A 22,289-nucleotide genomic window follows, 5' to 3' on the forward strand; every position below is an offset into this window, starting at 1 on the left:
TATTCACGGCTCGCCGCTGAGCCATGAGTGCATTGCCACGAGTCGGCAGAAGGGGAGAGCCGCACCGGCTCTCCCCTTCATCGCGTTCTCCATCACGTCAGTCACAGCTTCTGAATCGATCCATCCTCGCTGCATCAGCGGCCCGCTGAGGAGTCGCTTCGTCAGCTTCCGCGTCGCTGGTCGCGCCCATGCGACCTCGGCGAAATCCGCCTTGTCGCGTCTGTCACGGACAACCGGCGGGAGGAGGGCGCCGAAGAGTTCGACCTCCAGTGCCCGATCGTGTCCGTTACGTACGGGGAACCACGGATCCAATCCGTAACTGGCCTCGATGAACCGCGGATCAAAGAATGGGTGAGTGCTCCGCCATCCGGAAAGATCGTGGACCACGGCGGCGTCCTCGAAGATTGCAGCGACATATCCGGAGGAGAGCCCACTCAAGCGCTCGTCCACGGCCCTGTCGCCGGTGACACGTACGACAGCTGAGGCCATGCGCTCCGACAGGTCGTGTTCGTGGGCGACGCGCTCTGCGATGTAGCGGGGTGGTCGTGGACGCCCACGTCCAGCCAGGTAGGCGAGCAACGGCCGCCATGTGCGTCGCCATGCGCCCCGGGCAAGTTGCCCTTCCTCGCGAAGTGCCATTGGGAGCATCCACAGGCGCCGCTGCTGGACGGCACTGACGACGCGAGACCCGAGCGTCGTCTCCAAGAACGCGTCGTCGCCCCCGAGTCCTGTGAGGGCACACGAACGTCCGGTCCCCGAGAACGCGCGGTGCAGCGACGCCGTCATCGTGAAGTTCGGATCTGGTGGCGGGCGGCGAAGACCCCGGCACAACGCGGTGAACTCGTCATCCGCCGGTATCCAGGGGCCGACGGAGACACTCGGGATTTCCCACATCTCCAGCACAGCATCCGAGAACTGGCGCTCGTCCGCGTCGGACCCGTCAAACAGCAGCCGGCCGGCAAGGACCTCGTCATAGCCCATGTCGACCAACGTGCCAATCACGGAAGATGAGTCCAGGCCTCCGCTGAGCTCGCTGGTCGCCGCACCGGCCACGGCGACTCGATCCCGGACGGACTGCCGGAAGACGTGGTGACAGCGCTCGAGGGCCTCGCCCCAGCTAACCTCGGGTTCTGGGACGATGTTCCACTGGTGGTGGAGGCGTCCTCGAGCGGAGGGCGCCGCCGACGTCCACGTCGATCCAGGGGCCACCGTCGAGACCCCCCGGTAGAGAGTCCCGCCGGAGCTCCGCATCTCACCGGCCAGATAGGCCAGCGCCGCGGCTTCGTCGATGCTCACATCCACCCAAGGAAGCGCGCTCACCGTGGCGAGGTCCGTCGCACCGGCGTACTGCTTTCCGCTGCTCGAGTGGAACCAGGGCCGGACACCGATCGGGTCGCGACTCACGACGAGCTGATCTCGGGTCCGGTCGAGGACGATGCAGACGAAGTCGCCGAGCACTCCCCGGGCGAAGTCTTCGCCGGCCTGTCGGTAGCGGATTCGGAGAAGCTCAGCCTGCAGGCTGCGCTCGGCCAGCGGCTGATGTATCTGACCGTCCAGGACGACGAGGACCTCACCGTCGTCTGAGCTGCTGACCCATGGATGGCCGGTCGTCCAGGCCACGACATGCCCCCGGTGCGCCCTCTTTGTGATCGTGCCGTCCGCCAGGCCGGCCCTCAGAAGCCCCAGGAGGTCAGCGACAGATCGGTCGCCAGAGGCAGCGGCGGCGATGAATGTCATGCGAGCTCCGGCAGGATCCGCTCAGCTTCGCCGGCTGAGATCTCCGCGTACGTGCCAATCTCAGCGGGATCGTCGTTCAAGACCTCTGACCCGGACTGAACCCAAGCGTGCGCCTCGATGCCATGGAGTCCGTGGCGCACGCCGATGTGCAGAGTGCCGCTCATCTTCAGTCGGTCCAGTTCTCGCAACAGGGTGACGGAACGCCGTAGGCAGGTGGCCCCGACCGGGAGGATGCCGAGACCAGCGTCCACGGCGGCCGCTACGCGCCGGGCCTTCTCGGGACTGCCTGGGGGATGCCCGGTGAAGTTGCGCACCAAGGGGCGCAGGCCTTTCCGCATCAACGTGCTCCTTACGCGGATGCCGTCGATAGCCGCTCGGGCTGCACTCAGGCGCAGGGGACCGCAGAGGGCCCTGAAGAACCGGCTTAGCTCCCGCAACGACACCGCCCGTCCACGCGGCAGTCTCCCCTGCTGAGGCCCTTCAGTCACGGCTTAGTTCCCTTCCGCGATTACGCTCGCCAGGATGCGCTCCGCTGCTACGAGCCCGCTCGCACCCCGCGGAACCATGACGCGGCCCACGGTCACGGTCTCGGCTAGTACTGCCAGCCGGTCCACGACGTTCCTGAGCAAGCCTCCTGGTCCGAGGTCGGCGTGGAAGGTCACTGCGAACAGCGAGGCATGCGCCTCGGCACCCTGCAGCCGCGTGAAGCCGGCGACGCCGTCGGTCGGTTGGACGTGCATCACCGCCTCCAGCCGCGTCGGTGACCACACGGTGGTGGCGATGGACCCGGGCTCCGTGCGCCGCTTGCCTGCGACGTCGCGCCCTACATCGACGGGTAAGTCGAGAAGTCTGACAGCGTCTGGAGTCAAGCGAACGGTGGGATATGTAGGCTCCACCGTCACGTGCGTAGCAAAGCTCAGCACAGCGCCGTCGTCCCCGCCGACCGTCCATCCCCGCCGGGCCGCGTACGCGCTCAACGTCGACTTACCGGCGCCCGTCGGTCCGCTCAGGACGATTGCCGTGTCACCCCTTCCGAGCACGGCTCCGTGGAGGACCACCGCGCCGCGACGTGCGAGAAAGAGCGGCAGGACGTGGTCGTACATCAGATGCTCTTCGACGTCCGCTGGTAGGTCCTCGTCGAAAACCACGGCCCCGTTGTCCTCGACCTGCACCGTCACGACGTCGAGGTACTCCAGGACGAGGCGGTCCGGCAGCGACCACACCCGGCGCCAAGGTCTTCCATCCGGCGTCAGACCCACATGAGGACGTGACTCGGGTGTCGCGATGCGCGAAGTGCCGAGCACCCGGAGGCCGAGGGCGTCCGACGGATCGTGAACGCCCCGCAACGCGACCCGGATCCCCCCGGCGACCCGCGACGGGGCCTCGCCGGTCAACGGAGATCCGTCGCCTCGAGAAGGCCCGCATCGACCAGTTCCCGGATCAAAGCCTCGAGGTCTGCCCGGAGGACGGCGCCGTCCACTGAGTACTCCGATTCGAGCGCGATGAGTGTGGCCTCGAGGGATTCTCGGGTCAGCCTGGCGACGATGTCAGCCCCAATCCGATCGAGTCCGTAGTACTGCTCCGTGCCGAGGTTGAGGAGCACCAGCTCGCCCTGGACCTCGCGCACGAGTACGCCTCCAGGGAAGCGGAAGGCTGGCCGATCCGCCGTGCTCACGCCGCGGGCGGCCGATGCCGCAAAGCCGACTGAGACTTCTCCGGCTCCGTGGACTCGTAACCGTATGAGTATCCGTACACAGAGGCCCCGTGTGCCTTCGGCGGGACGACGTTGAGAATGACGCCAAGAATCCTCGCCCCCACACGGTCAAGGTTGGCAACGGCTTGCCGAACTTGGTCTCTGTGGGTACTCCCGTGCCGCACCGCGAGAAGGACACCGTCCATCGACGTAGCGAGCCCTGTAGCGTCCGCGACGGGCAGGAGCGGAGGGGCGTCTACGAGCACAAAGTCATTCTGCGCGCGAAGCCGGGTAACGAGGTTGGCCATGTGAGAAGAGGCCAATAGTTCGCCAGGGTTAGGGGGCGTGGGCCCGGCCGCCACGACCGACATACCGTCACGGTAAGTCTGTAGGACGTCCTCCAGATCGGCAGACCCGGCGAGGACATTGGTAAGGCCGACGCCGCCAACCATGCCGAGGTATCGAGTCACCTTTGGTCTACGTAGGTCGGCCTCGATGACGGTCACCCGCTGGCCGGCCTCGGCGAGTGCAATCGCGAGATTCACGACCAGGGTTGTTTTTCCCTCTGACGGCAGAGCACTGGACATCATGATGACCTTAGGGGGGGAGTCCACATCGAGGAACTGCAGGTTTGTCCGTATTTGCCGGTAGTCCTCGACCGTGCGGCGACCTGAAGCGTGTTCGATGGTGTGGACTTTCTCCACCGCTTCGTCCCGAAGAACCGTTCCTATGACAGGAGCAGCAACCAAGTCGGCAAGTTCCTCTGAATTCTTAACCGAGCGATCTAGGCGGGACCGGAGCAACGCACCGCCAGCTCCCAGCACAGCCCCACCAAGCAGCCCGAGGGTCACATTTCGATCGGTCTGTGGAGACGAAGCTGCAGAGGGCACTTGGGGCTCCTCGGTCACGCGGACTTGGACCGGCGCCAACCCCTCGCCTTCTGGCGCCTCCAACTCTCCCACGAAGATCGTGAACTCCTGCCCGATGGCCTCCGCAACCTGCTGCGCCTCAGCGGGGGACGCATCGGTCACGGACACGTCGATCAGCACCGTCTCCGTGGATGCGATCGCAGAGATCGTGCTGCCATCCCCGACTCCTTCACCGAGTCGATCCGTCACCCGCTGACGCATCTCTGGTCCCATGATGAGCCGCGCGTAAGACGTGACCCGCGCCTGTGAGAAGTAGGCACCCTCGACCGCATCGCTCGACGAGAATGAGTCCCGAGTCGACACGAATAGCTGGGTGTTGGACGTATACAAGGGCGTCTGCACGAGACTCGCCAGCAGAGCGCCGCCTGCCCCCAGCAGCGCACCTAGCACGGGGAGCCACCAGGCCGCACGCAGGGACGCTGCTACTTCGCGAAGTTCCACGGCTGCTCATTTCTCACTTGACGAACTTCGACACGATCGCCTCGAACCTTTACAAGCGTGCCCACCCCGCCGCCACAAGCAGGAACGTCAGCGGAAGCATGCCACCGTCTCGCGGCAGTGTCCGCATCGACCAGGAAGCAGCCTCCCGCGCCTAAGACTGGTCCGACGCCCCGCCCCTCGTGGTCGCCCCGCTGCAACGTCGCCGTCCGATTTCGCGACGCAGGTCTGTGATGATCCCCAGTCCGAGGGAGGCTGCGACGTCCAACGACGCAGCAGGGGAGATGCGAACGCCCAGCCGCCTCCTGGCGCGACTCATATCCCAGTAGTGGCTTGAGGCTCGCCGCGTCGAGCCGGCCCCGCTTAGATCGAAGTCGCACACCGGGAGCCCAAGCAGCAGCGGTGGCGACAATGTCGCGGCCCGCATGAAGTGCAATTGATCAGCGGCCAGCCCGAACCCGAGATCATACTCACCTACCAGCTTGAAGAAGTTCGTCGCGAAGAACGCCGCTTGGTGGGGGATGATCTCCCGTCCGAGCGCGAATCTGCGGAAGCTGAACGGCGGGGCCCCTGCAATGCCCACGACTCGACCGTCGTGCGCAACTAGTCGAGACAAGCCGAATGCCCAGTCCCAAGCATGCTCCTGGTAGGACTCCACCGCTCGCGACAGGACACACTCATCCGTGAACTGATCCCCGGCATGCATGAAGATCAGCAATTCGGAGTTGACGTCCCTACTCCCACGGTTCATCGCATCATAACGCCCCTTGTCGGGACCACTATGGGCAACGGTTCGCTCATCATCCAGGGAAGCGACGTACTCGGCAGAGCCGTCCGTCGACCCGCCGTCCATGATGATGTGACGCCAGTCCGACTCTTGTCGTTCCAGCGACCGCCGCGTCCGACGAAGGCCCTCGAAGTCGTTGAACGCAATTGTCACCACCGTGACCAGCGGCGTGTTACCCCTTACCATCTGATACCTCCTGCTTAGACTGGCGCCATCGCATCTCCAAGGTCCGACGCCCAACCCACGACTTCGTCCCCTCGAGGAACACACCAGGGATGCGTCTCAAGGCTTTCAGGCCGTCACGCGTCGATCGTCCACCCCCGGGAGCATTCTGCTCACGAGCGATCCTCGCGTACCACGCCTCTCTGAAGACGTACAAGAGAGACACCCTTCGACGCATTCGATAGTCTAAGACGATATCCGGCAGATTGGCGACGCCGAGATGTGAAAGCCTAATGATTAGAGCCAAGTCCTCAGCGCGCGGACACCGCTCGTCATACCCACCCACAGCAAGAAAGTCCTTGCGCCTAAACATAGCCGCCGGGTGGGCGATGGGCATACGTCCTCGATGCAGTTCCCGCCGGATCTGCTCCACATCAGTCGGGTACGTCCAGAGCACGCTGGGACCACCCCACGAACCGAAACCAGCGATCTGGCCCGAGACCACAGACACATTTGCTCGGCGGTCCAGGAATTGACTCTCAAGCGCCAGACGATCAGGCCGACACCTATCGTCAGCATCCATCACCGCGATGTACTCGCCGAGCGACCGCTCGACTGCCAGATTGCGCGAGGCAGCTGCGCCCATTGGGCGCCCGTTTCTTACAACTTGTATCCGATGGTCGTCCACTGACTGGATCTCAGCGAGAGTCGCGTCATTCGAGCCGTCATCTACGACGATCAACTCCCACGCATCCATGGTCTGCTGCACTACCGACTCGATCGCCTCCCGTACCGTTTCAGCTGCGTTACGGGCGGCCATGATGACCGAGATGCGCGGCGTCATGCCGTCCAACGCCGATCTCCAGCGCCGACTTCGGCCCCAGTCGGATTACCCAAACTTTCGTCCCGACGCCTGAGTCGCGACCGCACCGCAAGAAGGCATGGCGCAAGCTGACATACGAGAAGGGCTGCACTGGAGGCCCAGATCGGCCCGGCCGCCCCGGCTACTGGCGTGATGAGGAGCCCCAACCCGAGGGATGTGATAGCCATTACCGTAACAGACCTGGCCTGCATTCGTAGTCCCAGAGCGTCGGTAAGGAACATTCCCGAGGTTAGGTGAACCGACTGCAACATGAGAAGGACCGCGAACGCCCAGACGACTCCATAGTCAGCGTCGGCCTGTGCACCTGAGATCAGATGAACACCGATATCAGCGAAGGCGACGAGGGTCGCGGCCAGCACGGCTCCAGTGATACTTAGCGTCACGAAAGCGTTTCTCCACTGGCGGGCCGGGTTTCGTCCCTCGTCAGTCATACTGGCGAACCCATGCCACAGTGACATACCACCACTGGACACAGACGACCAAAGTGGCGCATAAAGTTGGGCGATAAGTGAATAGGCCGCCAGGGCAGCCAACGAGGACATATGGGCCAAGAGCAGACGGTGACTCTCGAAGACGATCGGGAGGCCGATGCTTATTGCGAACATCGGCACCGCCACGGACCCGAGTTTCAGTTCCTTTTGACCTCTCCCGCGGCGCACCGCATACAGGACGTCAATCCAGGAGACGGCAACGCCTCGGAGACCGAGCGCGAGGCCCAACATTGACGTCAGCCCTAGAGCAATTGGCACGGCCAGCACGACAAGTTCTGCGGGCGCTTCAATGATTGCGGCCGCCGCTACAATTAACAGACCCACTGGTGCTGTCACAGCGCTTACCACCGTTGCCAAATGCGTCTGGCCGGCCCCGATCAGCAGACGCTGCCCCAATGAGGCCGGCAGCGTGACCGCCAATATGGCCAGCCACCCTCCGAAGACCGTCCGTCCATCTATGACTGTGGAAGCGTCACCCAAGATTGAGTCTGCGATATCGGTCCAATACTGCAGGACCGACAACAACAGCAGGAGTGCGCCCACGACAAACAACCACCGGATTGCCTTCCCTATCCATTGGGCCATGTTAGGCCCGCGATCCATCCGGGCAGCGCGATCCATGACGGCTGCCCCCAGACCTAGGTCGAGGAATGGCACTAACAGCAGAAGCGTGCCAATCAGACTTGCGACACCAAAGATGGCGAGCCCGTAATCCGTGATGACAATACGAGCAGATGCCAATCCACAGACCGCTGACACTGGGATGACCGCGAAGCGCAGGGCCAGGTTGCGAAGGACCTGCCGCGCCGGTGAATCGCTCGTCATGGAAGCCCTTAGACCCTAGGCGACGGGGCCGGCATGCCGAGCATCTTGCTCCGACCAACCCCGTCTGTTCCGGTGTCGGTTCGCTCTGCGTTTTCGGATTCCGCCATGTGAGACGCGGACGGTGCAGCGAAGAGAAGCGCGGCAAGTGAGACTGCAAGCCAGCGACCGTTCGACGGCATCGGCGAGAATAGTATGTCCCAGAGAGACTGAAATGCTAGAAAGTTCATTAGCCACTTGAGGGACGCAAGACCTTCGAGCCTCTGTACCGGAGTCCGTATACACACCCACACGATTCCGACGACGTACGCGAGCCCCCCTAACCCGCAGCGCAGCCAGACATCAGCAGCGATGGAGTGCAGCTCGAACGTCGGCCCGAGCACTTGCTCTTGGATGTACTCGCTATCTGGCCTGACTCCGATGTCATAAAAGCCTGATTCAGCAACAAAGACGTCGAAGTTCGATGGCTGCACGCCGAGGCCGAAGCCTAACGGGTCCTCCCGAAAGAGCCCTTGGGAAGCCCCGTACTCGATGCGCGCGCCCAGCGGCCCTTCCTCTGCCTGCTCAAGCTGTCGAGCTTGCAGATCCTCACCGAAGGTGCCTTGCTCAATAGCGGACGAGATGAGACTGGCGCCGACGTACAGTGACACCGCGAGGACGCCAAGGCCGACGATGAGACGAGATGCCGTCAATCGGGCTCTTGCGATGGGAGCTAACCCAGCCAGCGCTGCCAGCACAAGCACGATTGCGTTGTTCCTTGACTCCGCGACCAGAGCTACAGCACTCAAGGTCAGGAGGACCGACGCGTTGACGATCGCGCCGCCACGAACAGCGAGTGCGATGGCCAAGACGCAGAGTGGCCAAGCCATTTGGTACTTCCACGCATCAGCGAGATCCAGTGGCCACCCGGTCAGCACGACCAGCACGCTGGAAGCTGCGTAAAGAGTGAGAGCCTTAAGCATTCCTAATCTAGTGATAGACCACGCTGTGCCGATCAGGTGTAAAGCGAGTGACGCGACGAGGAGACCATCCAACAACGCGGTGGACGTACTTAGCTCTCGGCCAGGACCCATAGCCGACAAGACGGCCGTAAGAAGGCCACTGAAGATGAGAAGCGGCCCCATGAGCAGCCATCGTTTCCGCACGTGACGGTGTACGACTGGCAATAGGACCGGCAGACAAACGAAGACGAGTGCGTCTCCAACAGTCAAGGATTGAAGGGAAGGCAGAGGGACAGGCAGAAGGACCGCTGTCGCGATCGCGAGGTAGCCACCGCCACGCGCTGACACAGATGAGATGGCGTCTTCAGTAGGGATCACGCGTCGTCTTCTTCTGCGAGAGACCGGCGCTTTACTACCGCGGGGTTACCTGCGACTACCGCACCGGGCGGTACGTCGTTAATGACGACTGCTCCCGCGGCAACAACGGCATGGGATCCCACTGTCACGTCCCCGATGACTAGCGCGCTCGCACCGAAGACCACCCCGTCCCCGATTGTGGGCGCCACACCGCCATCCTCCTTGACGCCGATCGTGACCCCGTGGCGAAGCACTACATTCGCGCCGAGTATCGCTTCGTCATTAATGACCAAGCCCTGGCCGTGAAACAGTCTGACGCCGGGACCAATTCGCGTTCGCCACGGGATTTCGACACCCAAGATCCATTCGACTGTTATGCGATACAGTACACCGACGGGTTTGGCATGCCACTTAGGTGGCACACTTCTATCGCCGCGTACCCATGCCGCAAGCCTGAAAAGGGTGAGGACAACCAGAGCTTTGGAGTTGCCCCGGTTAGCTCTCCAGTCGGCAAGTAGCGATTGCCTTAGCGTTACCACCTCAGCCAATCGCTCCCCCCCACCTACCCTCTCACCGCGAGCTACATCGTGTCTGACGATTCGACGTCCCGTCCTCATGTTTCAACGACCAGCCGCTGCGCAAACGTGGTCATAGAGGGCGGAGATGCGTGTCATCCAGACCTCGGGGGAGAACTCGCGCGAGTACAGAGATCGTGCTGCTGCGGACGTGGTGGCGGGCGACTTACTCACAGTTCTTAGCGCACTTTCGAGTGATTCACCGTCACTGGGGGAAAACGAGACGCCGGCGCCACCATCCGTGATGTCATGGAGAGCGGAGCATTGTTCGGACACGACAAGTGGAGTGCCCGACGCCAGCGCTTCGAGACAGATGGTGGGGATTCCCTCGCGCCATAGGCTAGGCAACACGAGACCTTCGACAGACCCGATCAACCTGGAAACCTGGATCCGCCCGAGAAGTCCGTGGTAAGTGAACGTCTCAGGTTCTTGCTCGGCGACCGTGGCGACGACCTCAGCTAGGGGTCCCGTACCTGCGATGTGCAGCCTCCTGTGTCTAGGCCAAATGTCCAGCAGTGCTCGAACGCCTTTATCGTCCGTCAGGCGACCGATATAGGCGAAGCCGGAGGGGTGTTCAGTCGTTCGGTTCGCGAAGTCCTCGTCCACAAAATTGGGGATCCGGTGAGTGCGGCCAGGCGCCACGGCTCGGAAGAGTGACTCGGCCTCGCGATTTAGCGTTATGACAGCGGCCGCATCATCAATCACTCCCCTATATGGGCCACCGCCTCGGGTGGCAAGAGCGAGCGGGAGCGTGGCCACCTTCGAGTTTCGGTAGCAGGAATGGCGCACGGCATGAGCGGTGTTCCCCCGCAGACATAAGGTGCAGTCTTTGCCGTCTCGAAATAAGGTGGCAGCCGAGCAGAAGGAGCGGTAATTGTGCATAGTCACCACCTTGGGGGCGGTCACCTTATTGAGCCACTTGACGGGCAGGTTTGGGAAGACGTTGTGCACATGCACCAAGTCTGGCTCGAACGCATTGACGTCCTGTAGCGGACTATCCCCACGGCCCGTCGCGGTCCTGATGGCTGATCGGGCACTGTAGAAGGGCCTTCGCGACTCAGTGTCGGTGTGTCGTGCAAAGAGGACCGCCTGATGCCCTGCAACTTGCAGCGCTCTAACTTGGGCTTGAACAACTTCGTTCTCGCCGGATGGTTGGCGGGACGTATAGAAGCTGTGGACGACAGCGATCCTCATGAACGATAACTCTCGGCTGTTCGCAGTCCCCTTATCGCGACGGAGAGGAAGCGGACATTCCCAAGTAGGTAGCGGCGCCAGAGGCGACGGGGCTCCCTGAGAAGCCGGTAAAACCATTCGAGACCAAGCTTGCGCAGGACCTCGGGCGCTTCACTCGTCGTGCCCGAGAGAAAGTCGAAAGCGGCCCCCACCCCGATGCATGGCAACTGCGTTCGACTGGCCAACTCGGCGGCGACGAAATCCTGCTTCGGGGTGCCTAGGGCAATCCAGATGATCTGCGCGCCGGATTGCCGCATAACGGCAGCAGCCTCGTCGAGTTGCTGGGGACTCAGCGACCCGTACGGAGGTGCAAGCATGCCGGCAATTCCTATGGGCCCAACCAGTGGTTCTACGGCTACCTTGAGTCGATCGAGCGTCTGCTCATTGGTGCCATAGAAGAAGTGCCTGACGCCTTGCGCTTGGCCTGCCTGCAGCACATCCTTAAACAGGGATGGACCACGGACTTGCCGGGGCCGGTTCTGTCCGGGTTTCCGACGCCCCCACCGCATGAACCAGACGATCGGCCGCCCATCGGGATAGACGACGGCATGGCGCAGGACGTCCATGTAGGTATGGTCTTGGCTCGCAAGGGCGACGCAGTATGCGTTCGACAGACACACCTGCACAGGAGTCGGTGAGCGCCCAGCCTCCGAAGCGGCAGCCAGAACCCAGGCGACCGCCGCGCCTTGGGTCGAGTTGGCAAAGGGGACACCCCCAACGCGGATCGTGTCAGGCTTCGATAGCAGAACGGTCATGTCCTTTCCCCCTTTTGCCGGAGCATGGATCTCAGCTAGTGGTAGGTCGCTAAACCTTGGTCAGACAGGACATGGTGGCCAGCAGTCGTCTCCGTCGGGGCAGTCGCGAGTGGCCAAATTCAAGCCTGCCGAAGCCGAAACGCGGGAGGGAAGAGTGCACGGTGCTAACCCTCTTGGGGGACGGGCCTCTTAAATCTTGAAGGACATGCGGGAAGGGGTCCTACCAAGTGGTTCCGCGCTACCCGTCGCCGAAGTTCGCCTCCACGAGACCGGCGTGCTGCTGTCATTCATGGGATGCAGAGTCCCACATGGCCCTCCGGGGGCCGCAAGGCGGAGCGTGGTCAGGCAGACCCGTCGTGGGCTGTCTTGAAGGGATACGGCGCACGTCCTAGCCGTCGGCCGGCCGAGCAATGCATGTTACGCAGAGTGGGGCGTGCGCCCGGGCGTCGTCCGCCGCACGCTCATCCGCTGCCACACGATGACCAAGCGTTGACCCAGCTTTGGGCCTTCAACAGCGGCCGCGTGGCGCCGCGGTAGCAAGGCTGGCCGTTGGAAGCGACGCCTTGAGTGCTCAGCATGGTTCGGTCGCTCGCTAGAGGTCGGAGCCCAAGGATTCGACGACTAGCACAATAGCGGCGATGTTGTCGCGGCCGCCGTTCGCGACGGCTTCCGTGACCATGAGGTTCGCGGCTTCCTCGGGCGTAGAGCTGCTGGCAAGCACCTGCTCGAGACGTTCGTCCGACACCTCGTTCGACAGCCCGTCGGAACAGACGAGAAGGCGCTGGCCAACCACCGCGCGCAGTAACGTCACATCGGCGTCACCGCTGCCGCCCACGCCGAGGGCTCGGGTGACGATGTTGCGCTGCGGATGCGTCGCGGCGTTCTCGGGAGCAACGTGCCCGCTCTCCACGAGTACCTGCACCAGCGAGTGATCCACGGTTACCTGGCGCCAGGAGTTGGGCGTCCGCTCGTAGACCCGCGAATCCCCGATGTGGAAGACCGCCCAGCAGAGATGATCGTCGTCCTGCACCAGTGCAACACCCGCGACGGTGGTCCCGGCGCCCACCATCGACGGGTCCGCCTCCCCAAGGGCTCGGATGCTCTCGTCGGCCCGGCGGATTGCCTCCTGCAGCGAGCCAACTGTCAGCGACGGCTTGTCAATTGCCGTCGACAGGCAGTCGACCGCCTTCTGCGCCGCCTCTGCCCCCGCGGCGTGCCCCCCCATCCCGTCGCAAACGGCGAACACCGGCGGCACCGCGAGGAGCCGGTCCTGGTTCTCCTCGCGCTGCCCAATGTGGGTGGCGGTCCCCCACGACAGCTGCACCTGCGGCATCGGTCTCCTGTCTCGACGCGGCCTCGCTGCGCACGTCATGCCCGTGGGCCGGTGAGCCTATTGCCCGAGAAGGCCGTACGCGGACCTGGCCTTCGCCGTCCGGGGAAACCGCGGATGCGGCGGCTCACTCGGCCGAGGGCGATGAGGCCACCCACAGGTGCGTGGGAGGGTGTCAGGATACTGCTGCGGCGGTTGCGGTACGGATGGTGCACCTGTCATCAACGTCCGGGACAGCAACCGATCCGCCGGCCAACCCGAATCTCGTGTCCTGACAGATCGGCGCCGACTCCCGACGGTGGCGTCTGCACGTACGGGGGCATCAACCCCAAGGCACGAACGGCTTTTGAAGCCGTGGATCCCGGCTGCAACGGCGCAGGCGACACAGCAGCCGTCGCCCAGGTCGCGTACCGTTGCCGACCAAGATCGAGCACTCGGCCTGAGGCAGCCTGCTCGGGTCGCTCGAGGACTGTGAGATAGCGCGCGGTGACAGTCCGTTAGCCGCTCAGGCAGCATGGCAGCTCGTGGAAACTACCGGGGCTCGTGATATCCGGTACGACTGGCCAGACGCTGGCCGCGGCGTGTGCATGGTGCTTGTCGTACTTATGCACACGTCCATCTGGGTCGACGCGCAAATCGGCGAGGGGGATCGCGGACTGTGGGCCGAGGTCACCGAATACCTAGCACCGCTCCGGATGCCGCTGTTCTTCGTCATCTCGGGGTTCTTCGCCGCTCGGGTCCTGTCGCGACCACTGGCGCAGACGCGGCGCCGAACCGTTGGCATGTTCTACCTGTACGCGTTGTGGACTGCGCTGTTCCAGGCGCGGCTGTGGGTGCCCGGTGTCGGCCCTGAGAGCCCGCCCAGCGCGGCCGGGATCGTGATCAGCATCCTTGCGCCCACCGCGTTCTGGTACCTCTACGCCCTCCCCCTGTACTTTCTGATAGCTCGCGTTCTGGTCACCGCGCTCGGCCCGAGGAGCGCCTGGGCGCTGATTCCGCTCGCCGCGGTCAGCGCCGTAGCTCCACTCCTCGACCCGGTGACCGCCCCCATTCAGCAGGACCCGCTGCCCGTCCTGATGCTGCCCTCGCTGCTGGCCAACCTCGTCTGGTTCTACCTCGGCACCCAGGCGCCAGCTCTGTGGCTCCGGCTCATGAGGTCCGCGACGCCGAGCAAGCTTATTGCCGCCGTCTCCGGATACTCGGCCGCGTATTGGCCGTTGGCCGCCCTCGATGTCGAGCCGGCGATTCGGCTGCCACTGTCAGCTCTCGCCCTCTACGCCGCCGCCCAAGTCCTCGGCTTGTGGTCCATGGGCGGCCCAGTCGCGCGCCTCATGCGAGCCATCGGGGCCCGCACGCTGCCTGTTTACATCCTCCACTTCTTCGTTATCTCGGCCCTCAGCGCGACAGTCACCGCGTCGGGTGCGCTCGCTCAATTCCAGGCCGCCGCGGATCTATGGATCCTGCTGCTGCCCGCTGTGCTCGTCGGACCCATCATCGGCGGCACGATCCTCGCCGGGCGCATCGTGGGAGCGTCGCCGCTGTGCTGGATGCTCACACCACCGACCGCCGTCGTCGGTCGGCAACCGGCCACGACGATTGCGTCATAGGAGGCGCTCAGTCACACCACAGCAACTGCAGGTGCCGCGGAGCCGATCCGCATGTCACAACACGGGAGAAGGTTCGCTTACAAGCGCCGTGGGGCTCGTAGGGGAGGGCCCCGCTGAACGGGCGTCAGGCGACGAGCGCCGGCTGGAAGAGCGGCTCCATTCGGTTGGCGACGTCGACGTCAGCCTCCGCGACGAGGTGCTCGCCATCCGGGCCAATCAGGTCCGGGGCGTCGGCGACTTAGCCTTCTGTCAGCGTGTCGACGAGCAGTGTCCCACCGGACTCCGCGGCGGCGGCAAGCACGTCTCGCTCGTCGCGGACGCCTCCCGGCGTCGGGGTTTGGGCCACGGGGCCGATGACGATGAGCTAGGCGTCCGGTGCCCGCTCTAGGATCGCGCCGATCGACAGGGCGGCGGCGAACTCCACCTTGTCGGCGATGCCCGCGGCGTCGAAGCGGCTGCTGAAACGCCACGATCACGTCGGGCCAGTGAGGTCCGCCTCAGCGACTAGGTCGGGAATGATGACGTCGGTCGGGGGCTCGGCGGTCAAGTAGTTGGTTACGCTGGCGGCCGTCACTGTCATCTCGTCTTCGTCAGCCGCTCCTTGAGGCGGTTGCCAAGCCGCAGCACCGGTCTTGAAGCCGGCGCTGTTGACGTCCTCGACGACAAGGCCTCGACGACGTTCTTCTCGTCCGCCAGCGCCGTCTCACGAGCGGAAGTCGTCGGGCTGCCGGGCTCGCAGGTGTTCGGCGAACGGCATCGACACGTCGAAACTGCGGCGGCTTGCGATTCAACGCAAGCGGCAGCGTCACAATGATCGCATCAAGCTGGCCGCCATGACGGCTAAGGCTGACTAGGGCGGCTCATTCCACCAGTGGTCTCTCTCTGCCCCCGGCCCTGGACGGAACCCACCGGGCGACACGGGACCCGACCGTCCGAGCCGGGGGGCGGGACGGTGGTCAGCTGAGCGGATCCCAGTAGCGGCCGCGGAAGTCCCAGTCCCCCGCGACCCACCGCTCGATGTAGTACTCGCCCGGAGCGCCTCGCTCCTCTATGTGCTGGCGGCGCAGCGGCTCCCCGGCGCGCATGGCCTCCAAGTCGTCGTCGCCGGCCTCGAACTCACCTACGACGGTTCGGCGCCCCGCGATCAGCCGGTACCTCGCCACGCGGACAGCGTGCGGCACTGGAGGGCCTCGTGCCATCGTCCGCAAGGCGGCCCAGGCCGGATTCAGCAGCCCTGTCTGACCCGTGCAGCATGCAGCCGTGCGTCCCTACCGACACCTCGTGCTGTTCCGGTTCCAGTCTTCGACCGACGTCGAAGCCCGCCATGCGGCCTACGACGCCGTCGCCGCCACGGGTCAGGCGCCGGGGCTGCTGTCATGGCGGCTCGACTGGTCCCTCGACACCCGCAAAGGCGCGGTGCTCGTGCAGGACGCCGTCTTCGCCCACCGCGCGGCGTTCGAGGCGTGGCGCGACTCCGATGCGCACCGGCAGGCCGGCGCGCTCATGAGCCGGGTCGCCGACTGGCTCGTCGGCGACCTCGAGGCTTGAAGCCCTAGGAGGGGCGAGCCCGTCCAGGTTCAACCCACCACGACGGCCCCTCTCGCGGCCACCAGCCCCATCGCGCGCGAGTCGATTTGAGATGCCTCTGCCAACGGACCGGCCCCTGGCGAGGGCGCCTCCCCCTCAACAGCTAGTTGTGACGAGTCGAAGGAGTGGGGGCCACCGTCGCCGCCGCTCAACTCCGTGGCCGGAGCGGCCGGCGGAGCGGATCCCGCTACCAGCCGAGGTCCACGACGGCGCCTACATCACCGGCCAGGTCATCAGCGTCGACGGCGGGCGACCCGCCGCGCCTGAGGCCGTCAGCCGTCGAGAGCCGCCTGCAGCACCGGCTCGATGCGGTCGGCGAGGTAGGCGTCCGCCGCCGCGGTGAGGCTCTCGCCGTCCGGGCCGACGAGGTCCGGCGCGTCGGTCAGCCAGCCGTCGGCGATCGGGTCGACGAAGGTCACCCCGGCCTCGGTGGCCGCCAGGCGGAGCACGTCCCGGTTGTTGCGGACGCCAGCGGGCGGGGCGTCGTCCGGCCAGACCGGTCCGATGACGACGAGCTCGGCGTCCGGGGCCCGCTCGGCGAGCGCGGCCAGGGTGAACCGGGCCGCCTCGTCGACCTGGTCGGCGATCCCGGAGGCGTCGAAGCGGCTGCCGAACAGGACGACGACGTCGGCGTCCTCGAGGTCGGCGTCGCCCACGAGCTGGGGCAGCGTCGGGTCGCCATCGGTCGTGACGTAGCCGGCCTCGCCGGTCGCGGCGACGGTCATCTCGACGTCGGGCAGCAGCTCCTCCAGCGCGGCGGGCCAGCCCTCGCCGCCGGCGGCACCGGCGGTGTCGGCGTCCCCGATGACGAGGACCTGCGTGGCGTCGCCCGCGCCGGTCGGCTCGGCGCTGCCGGTCGGGGTCGCCGACGCGGTGGGGCCGGCGGACGAGGGACTCGACTCACGGGTGGCCGCGGCGTTGTCGGTGGCGTCGCTCTCGGGCGCGGAGCGGTTCAGCGCGAACGGCAGCATCACGATGATCGCCACCAGGCTGCCGATCATCACCGACCAGGCCCACCAGGGCGGCTCGGTCCACCAGTGGTCCCCCCGTGCCATGGCGTCGAAGTTACCGCCCTGCCGGAGCCGGGACCGCCCGGGCGTCCGGTCAGCCGGGGAGGTCGATGTCGCAGTTCTCCTCGATGTAGGGGATGACCCGCTCGCCGGCCTCGTTGAGCCGGTCGGCGGCGTCCGGGTCCCCGCTGTCGGCGAAGGCGTCGGCGATGGTCTCGACGTCGTCCTGGATGTCGTCGGGCGCCAGGTCGGCCAGCTCCCGCCAGCGGTCGGCGTCCTCGGCCTCGCTGCCGCTGTCGGTGGCGTCGAACTCCCGCACCCGGTCGCAGAACGCGGCCAGCTGGTCGGGGTCGGCGCCCTCGTCGTCCCCGCAGGCGCCGAGCAGCAGGCCGCCGGACAGGACGAGCGGGGCGAGCAGGGCCCGCCGGTAGGAGGTCACGTCAGTGGCGGGCGAGGCCGTCGGGGTCCAGGCCGACGACCGCCGCCGCGCCCGCGGCCAGCAGCCACAACCCCAGCGAGACCAGCGTCCGCACCCGCGGAACGCGCTCCAGTACCTGCGCCTGCCCCATCGCCAGCCCCCTCTGCCGCCGGAGGCGGACGTTAGCGAGACGGCGACGGCTCGAACAGCCGATTGGTGCGAATGGGACGCGTGGGGCTCATCGTCACGGGACCTCCACCGACGCCGCCAGCCGGGGCCTCGCGTGCCGGCGACGCGCGCGGGCTACCAGCCCAGGTCCATGCACACCGACAGCGCCTCGCCGACGTGCACGTCGTAGTACTTGGCCTTGCGGCCGTCGAGGAGCCGCTCGGCGTCGTCGAGCGCCGTCTGCACGGCGTCGCGCAGCGCGGGGGTGATCGCCTCGTCGCCGGGGACGTCGCCGACGTCGTCCAGCAGGCCCTGCAGCTCGGCCGCGGTGGGGTCCTCCTCGGCCGGCGGCCGGTACTCCTCGAGGCGGTCGCAGGCGGCCTCGTCGGCGGCGGGGATGGAAGCGCAGCCGGTGCCCAGCACGACCACGGCGCCCAGGCCGGCGAGTGCTCGTCTCATCACGCTCCCGGGATCGTCAGCCGCGGGCAACGTACACGGCACGCGCATCCCCCCGTTCCGGGCGGGATCCGTGCCCGGCCGGTTCAAGAAACCCGCCGATGTGCCGATGTCCCGCGCGATGACCGCGTCGCGGACGACGCGGTTCCGGCTCGAACGGGGACGACGTGCATCCACAGGGCGACCAGGCACCCGCCGCAGCAGCTCCGGGGGCCCCGCCGCCGCCCGCGCCGGCCGGACCGGTGCCGGCGCCGGCCGCCGACGCCTCCCCGCCGGCGGCGGAGACGATCGTCCGCGCGCCGGGCTGGGCCCCCGCACCCGACACCTCGGTGCGGCCGCTGGCCTGGGAGTCGGCACAGCCCACCGTCGTCCGGCCGCCCGCCCCCGAGCAGGCGCCCGAGACCGTGGTGCGCGCGCCCGGCTGGCAGGCCGCGCCCGAGACCGTCGTCCGGGCGCCGGGCTGGGAGTCCGCCCCCGAGACCGTCGTCCGCGCGCCGGGCTGGCAGGCCGCGCCGGAGACCGTCGTCCCCGAGCCGCCGGCGCCGAAGCGGCGGCGCGTCACGTGGAAGCGGGTCGCGCTCACCGGCGTGACCGTGGTGCTGGTCGGCGTCTTCGGCTCCGGCTTCGGCAGCGGCGTCGCGTTCGAGGGCTCCGTCGGCGACCGCGAGCCGGCCGACGAGGTCACCGTCGAGGTCGCCAAGGCGCCGAGCGCGAACGGCGACGTCGTCCCGTTGCCCGACGTCCGCGGCCTGGCCCTCACCGACGCCCAGCAGGCCATGACCGACGCCGGGCTGGACCTCGGCGTCGTCACCGCCGAGGACACCCCCTCGGCGCTGCCCGCCGGCACGGTCGTCACCCAGGACCCGGTCGGCGGCACCGAGGGCGCCGAGCGGGTGACCCTCTTCGTCGCCGTCCCCGGGGTGGTGCCCGACCTGGTCGGCCGCACCGCCGACGACGCCCGCACCGCGCTGGTCGCCCTCGGCACCCGCTACCAGCAGGACTCCGTGTACCAGCCCGGCGCCGCCGAGGGCACCGTCCTCGCCGTCACCCCGCCGGCCGGCAGCCCGCTGTCGGGCACGGTCACGGTCACCGTGGCCGGCGCGCCCGCCGGCGTCTTCCTCAGCGACCTCGAGGCGATCGAGGGCGGCTGCAGCGTCGACGAGGTGCCGATCAACGGCACCACCTACGCCGACTCGATCTACTGCTCGGTCGGCCAGCGGCCCACGACCACCACCTACCTGCTCAACCGGCTCACCACGAGCCTGCAGGTCACCGTCGGCATCACCGACGGCAGCGACCCGAACGCCGCCGCGCACGTCGTCGTCTACGGCGACGGGCGGGTGCTCGCCGTCCTCGACCCGGTCTACGGCCAGTCGGCGCCGCTCGACCTGCCCACCGCCGGCGTGCTGCGCCTGGACATCGAGTACTCGACCACCGTCGAGGGCAGCACCGTGCGGCTCGGCTTCGGCGACGCCCGCGTCGTCGGCGCCCCGCAGGACATCGAGACCCTGGACGCCGAGTGACCCCGCTGCGCCGGGCGGCCGCCGCCCTGGCCGCCACCGCCGTCCTCACCGGGCTGACGACGCTGCCCGCCGCCGCGGCGCCCGCCGACCCGCTGCCGGTCGGCGGCACCCACCCGGTGCTGCTGCTGGTCGACACCTCCGGCTCGATGGGCGACCCCGACGCCAACGGCACGCCCAAGATCGAGGGCGCCAAGGCCGGGCTGCTCGCCATGCTCGAGCAGATGCCGGTCGACAGCGAGATCGGGCTGCGCACCTACCCGGCCGTCCCCGGCGCCTGCGACGGCGGGCGGGAGGTCATCCCGGTCGCCCGCCGCTCCCCCGCATCGATGAGCGCGCAGATCCGCACGCTCAGCGCCAACGGCGACACCCCCACCGCCGAGGCGCTGGCCGCGGCCGGGGAGAGCCTGCTCGAGGCGGGCTTCGAGGAGGCCACGATCGTCGTGGTCTCCGACGGCGAGAGCACCTGCGCCGACCCGTGCCCGGTCGCCGCGCAGCTGCGCTCCCAGGGCCTGGACATCACCATCGACACCGTCGGCTTCGCCCTCGCCGCCGACGACCCCGCCGTCGACCAGCTCAGCTGCCTGTCCGACAGCACCGGCGGCACCTACCGGCCGGCCGAGGACGCCGAGGAGCTCGGCGAGCGGCTGGCCCAGTTCAGCGCGCCCACCGTCGAGGTCGACCTGGCCACCGACACCACGTTCAACCCCGAGGCCCAGTCGGCGCTGACCGTCACCGCCACAGTGCGCAACCCGAGCACGCAGCCGGCTCTCGACGTCCGCGTCGACCTGCGCTTCGACGGCGCCGACGCCCCGGACGTCTCCGCGCCGCTCAAGCTTCTGGGCAACCTCCCGCCCGGCGGCTCCCGGGAGGTGTCGTGGGTGGTGCACACCGCCGACGGCCCGGCCGCAGGCAGGCTGCAGTACACCGTGCGGGCCACCACCGGCGGCGCCCAGCCGGTCGAGGCCGAGGGGTTGGTCGAGCTGCGCGAGGGCCTGGACCGGGCCGACGGCGGGCAGCTGTTCGCCGACGCCGAGGACGTCGTCGTCCTCGGGGACGACCTCTCCGCCGGAGCTGGCGCCGGGGACGAGTCCGGCGACTGCCTGCGCAGCCCGAACTCCTACGCCGCGCAGCTGTTCGGCGACGGGGTCACCAACCTCGCCTGCGCCGACGCGCTGCTCACCGCGCACGCCGACGGGCAGGGCGAGGAGCTCACCGACCTGGACGCCGTCGACCTCGTGCTGCTCACCGCGGGCGACGCCGACCTCGGGCTGACCGGCCTGGTCGCCGGCTGCCTGGGCGAGGCCGGCTGCGACGGGGAGGCCGTGTGCACCGGCACCGACGTCGACTGCGCCGAGCCCACCGACGTCTGGGCGCAGCGCCTGGGCCAGCTCCGGCCGCAGCTGGAGGCCTACTACCGCCGGGTGCTCGCCGACGCGGGCGAGGCGCCGGTGGTGGTGCTGCCGTACGTCGCCGTCGTCCCGCGGGACGTCTCCGCGGTCGCGGCCTGCGCCGCCGCGCTGCCCGACGTCTCCCCCGACGAGCTGGCCCGCGTGGGCTGGGTGCAGGCCGAGGCGAACCGGCAGATCGCCGCCGCCGTCGATGCCGTGGGCTCCGACCGGCTGCTCTACGCCGGCGAGGTCGAGGACGCCCTGCTGCCCGACCACTCGCTGTGCGAGGAGCGGCCGTGGGTGGTCTCCGCCGACGCCGAGGAGTTCGCCGCGCTGCCCACCGCCGAGGGGCAGACCGCGATCGCCGGGGCGCTGCTGCGCTGGGCCGCCCGCGTCGACCCGCCGCTGGTCGAGGCCAGCGACCCCTCCGGCCCGCTGCTCGGCGAGGTCGGCGAGACGGTGGGCGAGGTGGTGGGCGACGTCCGGGACCTGGTGGACGACGTCGTCACCGACACCCCCGTGATCGACCTGGACGACCCCTCCGGCTCCCCCGTGGAGGTGTCCGCCGGGCGCCCGGTGACCGTCGAGGGCGGCGGGTTCGCCCCGCGGACGAAGGTGCGCGTGGTCATCGCCGGCAAGACCGTCGGCATCGCCGAGGCCGACGCCGACGGCAACGTGAAGGCGCAGGCCGACGTGCCCGCCGACGTCAAGGGCGGGGCCACGGTCGCGCTGGTCGGCCTCGGCAAGGACGGCGGCTACCAGCTGCTCGCTCAGGCGGTGACGGTCGGCGACCGGCCGCTGTGGGGCGGGCTGGCGCTGGCGCTGATCGGCGTGCTCATCGCGCTGGGCGGCTGGCAGACGCTGCGGGTGGCGCTGGCCCGCCGCCGCCGTCCCCGGGTGCCCGCCGCGGCCTGATCCGCCCCGGGCCGAGGCCCCGGACCGGCCCACCCCGTCCACCTCGGGGAGCTCCGCCTGTGCCCACCCCCGGTGGGCACAGGC

Annotated in this window: 23 protein-coding genes; 5 read left to right on the plus strand and 18 right to left on the minus strand. The window is 67.4% G+C overall.

Features of this window, described 5'->3' with window-relative positions; translation table 11 throughout:
* Positions 1 to 3 precede the first annotated feature (3 nt).
* From ACI79F_RS04525 to ACI79F_RS04570, 10 genes are all read right to left on the minus strand, one after another.
* Positions 4 to 1,737: an asparagine synthase-related protein gene (locus ACI79F_RS04525; protein ID WP_456544080.1), complete on the minus strand. Its 1,734-nt coding sequence runs from the start codon at positions 1,735 to 1,737 to the stop codon at positions 4 to 6.
* The gene (locus ACI79F_RS04530; protein WP_456578878.1) at positions 1,734 to 2,225 is read right to left on the minus strand and encodes a lasso peptide biosynthesis B2 protein; all 492 of its coding nucleotides are present in this window, start codon (positions 2,223 to 2,225) and stop codon (positions 1,734 to 1,736) included. Before ACI79F_RS04530 ends, ACI79F_RS04525 begins: the two co-directional genes overlap by 4 nt.
* Positions 2,226 to 2,228: 3 nt before the next feature.
* Positions 2,229 to 2,960 carry a hypothetical protein gene (locus tag ACI79F_RS04535; RefSeq protein ID WP_456544078.1) on the minus strand — a complete coding sequence of 244 codons (732 nt, stop codon included), beginning with the start codon at positions 2,958 to 2,960 and terminating at the stop codon, positions 2,229 to 2,231.
* Positions 2,961 to 3,127: 167 nt separating this feature from the next.
* Entirely contained in the window at positions 3,128 to 3,364 is a 237-nt protein-coding gene (locus ACI79F_RS04540) for a PqqD family protein (RefSeq protein WP_456544077.1), read from the minus strand.
* A 44-nt stretch (positions 3,365 to 3,408) separates the two neighbouring features.
* Positions 3,409 to 4,800 carry a polysaccharide biosynthesis tyrosine autokinase gene (locus ACI79F_RS04545; protein WP_456544076.1) on the minus strand — a complete coding sequence of 464 codons (1,392 nt, stop codon included), beginning with the start codon at positions 4,798 to 4,800 and terminating at the stop codon, positions 3,409 to 3,411.
* Positions 4,801 to 4,951: 151 nt separating this feature from the next.
* Complete coding sequence (locus ACI79F_RS04550; protein WP_456544075.1) at positions 4,952 to 5,770, minus strand: glycosyltransferase; 819 nt, start codon at positions 5,768 to 5,770, stop codon at positions 4,952 to 4,954.
* A complete protein-coding gene (locus ACI79F_RS04555; protein WP_456544074.1) occupies positions 5,757 to 6,590 on the minus strand; it encodes a glycosyltransferase family 2 protein in 834 nt (277 codons plus the stop codon). Before ACI79F_RS04555 ends, ACI79F_RS04550 begins: the two co-directional genes overlap by 14 nt.
* The gene (locus ACI79F_RS04560; RefSeq protein ID WP_456544073.1) at positions 6,587 to 7,945 is read right to left on the minus strand and encodes a lipopolysaccharide biosynthesis protein; all 1,359 of its coding nucleotides are present in this window, start codon (positions 7,943 to 7,945) and stop codon (positions 6,587 to 6,589) included. The genes ACI79F_RS04555 and ACI79F_RS04560 overlap by 4 nt, the downstream gene beginning before the upstream one ends.
* Positions 7,946 to 7,953: 8 nt before the next feature.
* Positions 7,954 to 8,868, minus strand: coding sequence for a hypothetical protein (locus ACI79F_RS04565; RefSeq protein WP_456544072.1), 915 nt, complete (start codon positions 8,866 to 8,868; stop codon positions 7,954 to 7,956).
* A gap of 389 nt (positions 8,869 to 9,257) precedes the next feature.
* A complete protein-coding gene (locus tag ACI79F_RS04570; RefSeq protein ID WP_456578880.1) occupies positions 9,258 to 9,494 on the minus strand; it encodes a hypothetical protein in 237 nt (78 codons plus the stop codon).
* Here ACI79F_RS04570 and ACI79F_RS04575 point away from each other — a divergent pair.
* Entirely contained in the window at positions 9,483 to 9,758 is a 276-nt protein-coding gene (locus ACI79F_RS04575) for a hypothetical protein (RefSeq protein WP_456544269.1), read from the plus strand. The genes ACI79F_RS04570 and ACI79F_RS04575 overlap by 12 nt on opposite strands.
* Before the next feature lie 102 nt (positions 9,759 to 9,860).
* Here ACI79F_RS04575 and ACI79F_RS04580 read toward each other — a convergent pair whose 3' ends face one another.
* The 3 genes from ACI79F_RS04580 to ACI79F_RS04590 all read right to left on the minus strand — a co-directional run bounded on the left by ACI79F_RS04580 (position 9,861) and on the right by ACI79F_RS04590 (position 13,136).
* Positions 9,861 to 11,009: a glycosyltransferase family 4 protein gene (locus tag ACI79F_RS04580; protein WP_456578879.1), complete on the minus strand. Its 1,149-nt coding sequence runs from the start codon at positions 11,007 to 11,009 to the stop codon at positions 9,861 to 9,863.
* On the minus strand, positions 11,006 to 11,614 hold the full coding sequence (locus tag ACI79F_RS04585; protein ID WP_456544071.1) for a WecB/TagA/CpsF family glycosyltransferase: 609 nt from the start codon (positions 11,612 to 11,614) through the stop codon (positions 11,006 to 11,008). The genes ACI79F_RS04580 and ACI79F_RS04585 overlap by 4 nt, the downstream gene beginning before the upstream one ends.
* A 781-nt stretch (positions 11,615 to 12,395) precedes the next feature.
* Positions 12,396 to 13,136 (minus strand): PP2C family protein-serine/threonine phosphatase, encoded by a 741-nt coding sequence (locus ACI79F_RS04590; RefSeq protein ID WP_456544070.1) that lies wholly within the window; start codon positions 13,134 to 13,136, stop codon positions 12,396 to 12,398.
* A gap of 521 nt (positions 13,137 to 13,657) precedes the next feature.
* On the opposite strand from ACI79F_RS04590, the gene ACI79F_RS04595 reads away from it, so the two are divergent.
* Entirely contained in the window at positions 13,658 to 14,740 is a 1,083-nt protein-coding gene (locus tag ACI79F_RS04595; RefSeq protein WP_456544069.1) for an acyltransferase family protein, read from the plus strand.
* Positions 14,741 to 15,696: 956 nt separating this feature from the next.
* On the opposite strand, the gene ACI79F_RS04600 is transcribed toward ACI79F_RS04595, so the two are convergent.
* A complete protein-coding gene (locus ACI79F_RS04600) occupies positions 15,697 to 15,903 on the minus strand; it encodes a hypothetical protein (RefSeq protein ID WP_456544068.1) in 207 nt (68 codons plus the stop codon).
* Between the two features lie 97 nt (positions 15,904 to 16,000).
* On the opposite strand from ACI79F_RS04600, the gene ACI79F_RS04605 reads away from it, so the two are divergent.
* Positions 16,001 to 16,288: a hypothetical protein gene (locus ACI79F_RS04605; RefSeq protein ID WP_456544067.1), complete on the plus strand. Its 288-nt coding sequence runs from the start codon at positions 16,001 to 16,003 to the stop codon at positions 16,286 to 16,288.
* A 311-nt stretch (positions 16,289 to 16,599) separates the two neighbouring features.
* Here the strand turns inward: ACI79F_RS04605 and ACI79F_RS04610 are convergent, their stop codons facing one another.
* From ACI79F_RS04610 to ACI79F_RS04625, 4 genes are all read right to left on the minus strand, one after another.
* On the minus strand, positions 16,600 to 17,382 hold the full coding sequence (locus tag ACI79F_RS04610; RefSeq protein WP_456544066.1) for an SGNH/GDSL hydrolase family protein: 783 nt from the start codon (positions 17,380 to 17,382) through the stop codon (positions 16,600 to 16,602).
* A 49-nt stretch (positions 17,383 to 17,431) separates the two neighbouring features.
* Entirely contained in the window at positions 17,432 to 17,776 is a 345-nt protein-coding gene (locus tag ACI79F_RS04615; RefSeq protein WP_456544065.1) for a hypothetical protein, read from the minus strand.
* 1 nt (position 17,777) lies between these two features.
* Positions 17,778 to 17,906 carry a hypothetical protein gene (locus ACI79F_RS04620; RefSeq protein WP_456544064.1) on the minus strand — a complete coding sequence of 43 codons (129 nt, stop codon included), beginning with the start codon at positions 17,904 to 17,906 and terminating at the stop codon, positions 17,778 to 17,780.
* A gap of 152 nt (positions 17,907 to 18,058) precedes the next feature.
* On the minus strand, positions 18,059 to 18,382 hold the full coding sequence (locus tag ACI79F_RS04625) for a hypothetical protein (RefSeq protein ID WP_456544063.1): 324 nt from the start codon (positions 18,380 to 18,382) through the stop codon (positions 18,059 to 18,061).
* Between the two features lie 239 nt (positions 18,383 to 18,621).
* Here ACI79F_RS04625 and ACI79F_RS04630 point away from each other — a divergent pair, with 239 nt between their 5' ends.
* Together ACI79F_RS04630 and ACI79F_RS04635 are read left to right on the plus strand one after the other, a co-directional pair.
* Positions 18,622 to 19,902 (plus strand): PASTA domain-containing protein, encoded by a 1,281-nt coding sequence (locus ACI79F_RS04630; RefSeq protein WP_456544062.1) that lies wholly within the window; start codon positions 18,622 to 18,624, stop codon positions 19,900 to 19,902.
* Positions 19,899 to 22,205 (plus strand): VWA domain-containing protein, encoded by a 2,307-nt coding sequence (locus tag ACI79F_RS04635; RefSeq protein WP_456544061.1) that lies wholly within the window; start codon positions 19,899 to 19,901, stop codon positions 22,203 to 22,205. The genes ACI79F_RS04630 and ACI79F_RS04635 overlap by 4 nt, the downstream gene beginning before the upstream one ends.
* The last annotated feature ends 84 nt before the right edge of the window (positions 22,206 to 22,289 follow it).

The organism is Blastococcus sp. SYSU D00868, assembly GCF_054050575.1.